Source organism: Pedobacter sp. UBA5917 (assembly GCF_002432345.1).
GTDB lineage: Bacteria > Bacteroidota > Bacteroidia > Sphingobacteriales > Sphingobacteriaceae > Pedobacter.
Window position 1 is genome coordinate 735 of the sequence record NZ_DJDT01000137.1, and the last position, 4,378, is coordinate 5,112.

The window sequence follows — 4,378 nt, forward strand, 5'->3', positions numbered from 1 at the left end:
CCTGCCAATTTACCTTCGGCAAGGTTATGCGGATATTCCTGTGCATCGTTCAGGTATTGGATTGCTGTTTCATAGTTTCCATCAGTAATGGCCTCTTTCCCAAGTTCTACCAAAGCGGTTACATATTGAATGGCTACTTTACCTTCGCCGCCCTCCCATGGATGGAAAATTCTGTTTTTCAATAACTCAAGTGCCTTTTGGTGTTCGCCATCAAGATTTAGCAGGGTAACGTATTCGAGGTATACATCATCGCGCTGGGCTACCAGGTTTTTGTTTTCATCGAGGAAATTAAACCTGAAACCGAGGTCTTTATTTACCCTTTTATACAGCTGATCGAGCTCCATTAAAATGCGCACATCACTTTTATCCAATTCAAAGGCTTTCTCTAATAGGGTTACTGCCTGCTCCTGCCTATCGGTTTTATTGTAATAGGCCAAAGCCAGGTTTCGCTGAACGGTTGGAAAGTTAGGATCGATCGCAATCGATTTTTCCCAACAAGCTATTGCATCATCATAATGTTTAAAAGCATACCAGAAATTACCCAGGTAATAAGGCGCTTTCGCATCGTTCGGGTTTTCCGCTATTGCATGGTTTAAGGCTATAACTGCTTCGATCTGATTTGGAAAACAATATTCCGGGTTGGCAGCAGCAGCTTCGTAAGAAGTAGTTTTTGCCAGTTTTTCGTTCCCGTTTTTACTGTAAAACAACGCCAGGTAATAATACGCCAGCGGATAAACATCTTCTTGCAGTTCGATACCCGAATTTAAGAGTAAAATAGCCTCATTATATAATCCAGCAGCAGCATAATCAAGTGCATATTCGATATAACTGTGGATATTCTTCCTGATCAAAGCATGTATTTCGGTTAAATCGCCCGGTTTTTCAGATAAAAGGTATTTTTCAAAACGGATACCAAAATTAAAATGATCGTTTTCCAGACAGCTATCAATAGCTGCCAGCGCTTTTTTGGTTTTGCCAAGTTTACGTAGAATCACCACCTGTAAATGAAGTGCTTTTTCATCATGGGTATTTTTGGAGATCGATTTTTCAATATGCGTTAAAGCACTTTCCAGATCACCCTTGATCACATCAAGCTGTGCAATATTAAAATAACCCTGGTTCTGCTGAGCTGCATTCCAGATTGATTTATAAAATGCATCATAAGCTTCCTCAAATCTATCCTGAAGCTTTAACGATAAACCCAAATTAAAATAAGGTTCACCATCATAAGGGTTCGGATTACGTGCAGTAAGGGTTTTAATTGCCTTTTTAAAATAAGCTTCCGACTCAGCGAACTTACCTCTTCTTAACTTTAAAAGACCTACGGCATTATTGCACCTGATATCGCCATCATCCCTTTTTAAAGCTTCGTTATAATAATCAAAAGGGTTATAAATCGCATGGCGGTATTGCTCGAGATGTAATCCTGTTAAGAAAAGCTGCTCGTTGTTTTCGATATCGGCCGGAGCTTTTGCGGGTTTTGCTGCTTCAGGAATATCGGTTTCATTTTCACCCTCCCATTTCCAATCCACTAAAATATTGCCTTTTTCGTCGGTAACACTGATCTGCAATTCCTCAGGATTTCCTGCAAAACTGATTTCTTTTTCGTAAGATACCGTTGGAGCTGCGTTGTACCCGTCGTTCAATAATTCGCGATCGCCATCTTTCAATACAATTTTAGTATTGGGGTAAAGTCCGGTGGTATATACCTTGACAGTCAGTTTTCCATCCGCCTGTTCAATATTCACCATGGCGTTTTTAGTGGCATTTTTTACTACTCCTAAATCGCGGTATGGCATATAATATTGTACAAAATCTTTGTATTCGCCGGGCATGATCCACGAAAAATCGGGTTGATTATCGGTATAAACTCCGCACATCAGTTCGATATATGGTCCATCCTCGTCGGTAAGGTTACGGTCCCAGGCCTGCCCGAAATCGCCGTTACCCCACGTCCATTGTTTTTTACCCGGAGAAATATGGTGATTGGCTACGTGCAACAACCCGCCTTTACTGTCGTTCTCATATCCGCCCACAAAATTATATTTAGACGAAACCGCCATATAAGAAGTTGGCACAGGGATATTTTTATAACGCGAAATATCGGTGCCCGGCGAATAATCTACTTTGTAATAAGTTCCCTTTGCAATCGGGAAAGAAGAAACATCACGTTTTCCGTGGTCGAAAACCGCATTTACATCAGGTGGAAAAACAGATTGATAATCGTCGTTCACTTTTACCGCAGGGTTTGCCCACCACAAAAATGTTTGTGGAAAGGGTGTTCTGTTATACAGCTGACCTTTAATTTCGAGGTAGTTTTTATCAGGGTACAGGGTAAAGCCTATGGTTCCTTTGGTGCGGAACATTCTTTCTACCTCGCTGCACCAAACAGTTGCACTACCATCTTCGTTTTCTTCAAAGAGGGAATCAACCGGATCGAAGGTTGAAGGACGGTGGTGTTGTGGCCAGTTAAATTCGATACCACCGGAAATCCACGGACCAGTTAAACCAACCAAAGCAGGTTTTATTACCTGGTTATAGTAGATAAAATGACGGTTTTTGGTTTTATCAAAAGCCATCTGCACCCTTCCGCCCAATTCGGGCAGGATCATGATCTTTACAAAATCATTTTCAAGGTAAACGGCCTGATAGGATTTATCAACTTTCTCATCAGCGATTTTCTCGATCACAGGGTAAGGATAAACGGCTCCACTACTTCCCTGATACACTCTTTTTTCTATAAACACCGGATTCTTTTCCGGCAAACCAACTTCGTAGGTTGGAATAATAACAGCTTCTGTCCAAACTTTAACTTTCATATTTCGAATGAGCATTTTATATTTTTGATAGGTATTTAATAAGGATATTTAATCACGTAATACTTTTAGGCTTAATGCCCGATTAAACTCGTTTCCAATTCTTCTAATGTCTGCCCTTTGGTTTCTTTCACCTTGCGTTTTACGAAGAAGAAACCGGCCAAACAGATAACAGCATATAGATAGAATGGGCCGAATGCACCGAGCCATTTGGCCAAAATCGGGAAGGTAAACACCAGCACGAAATAGGCGCTCCAAAGTGCCACAATGGCCACCGATGAAGCTTTACCCCTGATGCTGTTTGGGAAAATTTCTGAGATGAGCACCCAGGTAACAGGAGCCAGCGAAGTTGCATATGTGGCAATGGCGAGCAATACAAAAACCGAAACCAGGTTGGCCTGTGCGTTGCTCTGTAAAAGGAAAGCAAGGATGATGTATAATATCGACAATCCCAACGAACCGATCAACATTAAAGGCCTGCGGCCAAGCTTATCAACCTGCCACATGGCAATAATGGTAAATACCAGGTTCACAATACCAATAGCAACGGTTTCGAAAAGCTGCCTGTCTAAATTTGCACCTACGGCTTCGAAAATGGTTGAGGTATAGTTAAACACTACATTGATACCGCACAATTGCTGAAAAACGGCCAGGGTAATACCTACTATTACCGCAGGACGGATGGCTTTTGCGAAAACAGCTTTATAAGTCTGTTTTTCTTCGCCTCCAACCATTGAAGTGCTGATTTTGGCAAAAGTTTGCTCTACAAAATATGAATTACCGATTTTGTTCAGCACTTTTTTGGCCTGATCTATCTTACCGGCCTTAATTAACCAACGCGGACTTTCTGGCAGCCATAAAACGCCTAACAGAAACAGTGCAGCCGGAACGGTACCTAAGCCGAACATCCAGCGCCAGGCATTTACGCCATAATCGGCCAGTTTATAATTGATTAAATTGGTAACTAAAATCCCGATTACTACGGTAAGCTGATTGATTGCCACATTTCTGCCGCGCTTTTCGGGCGGTGAAACTTCGGCAATGTACATTGGGCTTAACATAGAGGCCATGCCAACGCCAATGCCCGCAGCAAAACGCATAAGGATAAAAATAGTGAGGTTGTGAGAAAGCGCCATCCCGATAGAGGATGCAGCAAATATTAATGCAGCAAGCATTAAACCTGGTTTGCGGCCCTTACTATCGGCAATATTTCCGGCAATTAAACAACCTATAATACAGCCAAGGGCTAAAGAACCCGTAAGGAAACCTTCCCAATAGGCATTAAGGGCAAATTCGGTACGTAAAAAGGGTAAAGCCCCCGAAATTACGGCAAAATCGAAACCGAAAAGGTATCCGCCAAGGGCCGATATAAAGGAGATCCCGAGGATGTAGGTGTTATTGTAAGCTACTTTTTGATTGTCCATTATTTGTTGTATTTGGTTAGCAGATCTGGTGTTGAAATCTGATATTCAAAACTAAATATCCAATCCTAAGCATCCAACACCTTTAACAGGTAATTTAATGGATTATCGGCGCAATCACATGGACAATACTATCATCAT

At 41.7% G+C, this 4,378-nt stretch carries 2 protein-coding genes; both read right to left on the reverse strand.

The window, feature by feature from the left end:
• A partial coding sequence (locus B2V92_RS08395) for a tetratricopeptide repeat protein (RefSeq protein ID WP_293306807.1) occupies positions 1-2,819 on the reverse strand: 2,819 nt, incomplete at its 3' end.
• A 71-nt stretch (positions 2,820-2,890) separates the two neighbouring features.
• Complete coding sequence (locus B2V92_RS08400) at positions 2,891-4,285, reverse strand: sugar porter family MFS transporter (protein ID WP_349681422.1); 1,395 nt, start codon at positions 4,283-4,285, stop codon at positions 2,891-2,893.
• Positions 4,286-4,378 lie beyond the last annotated feature (93 nt).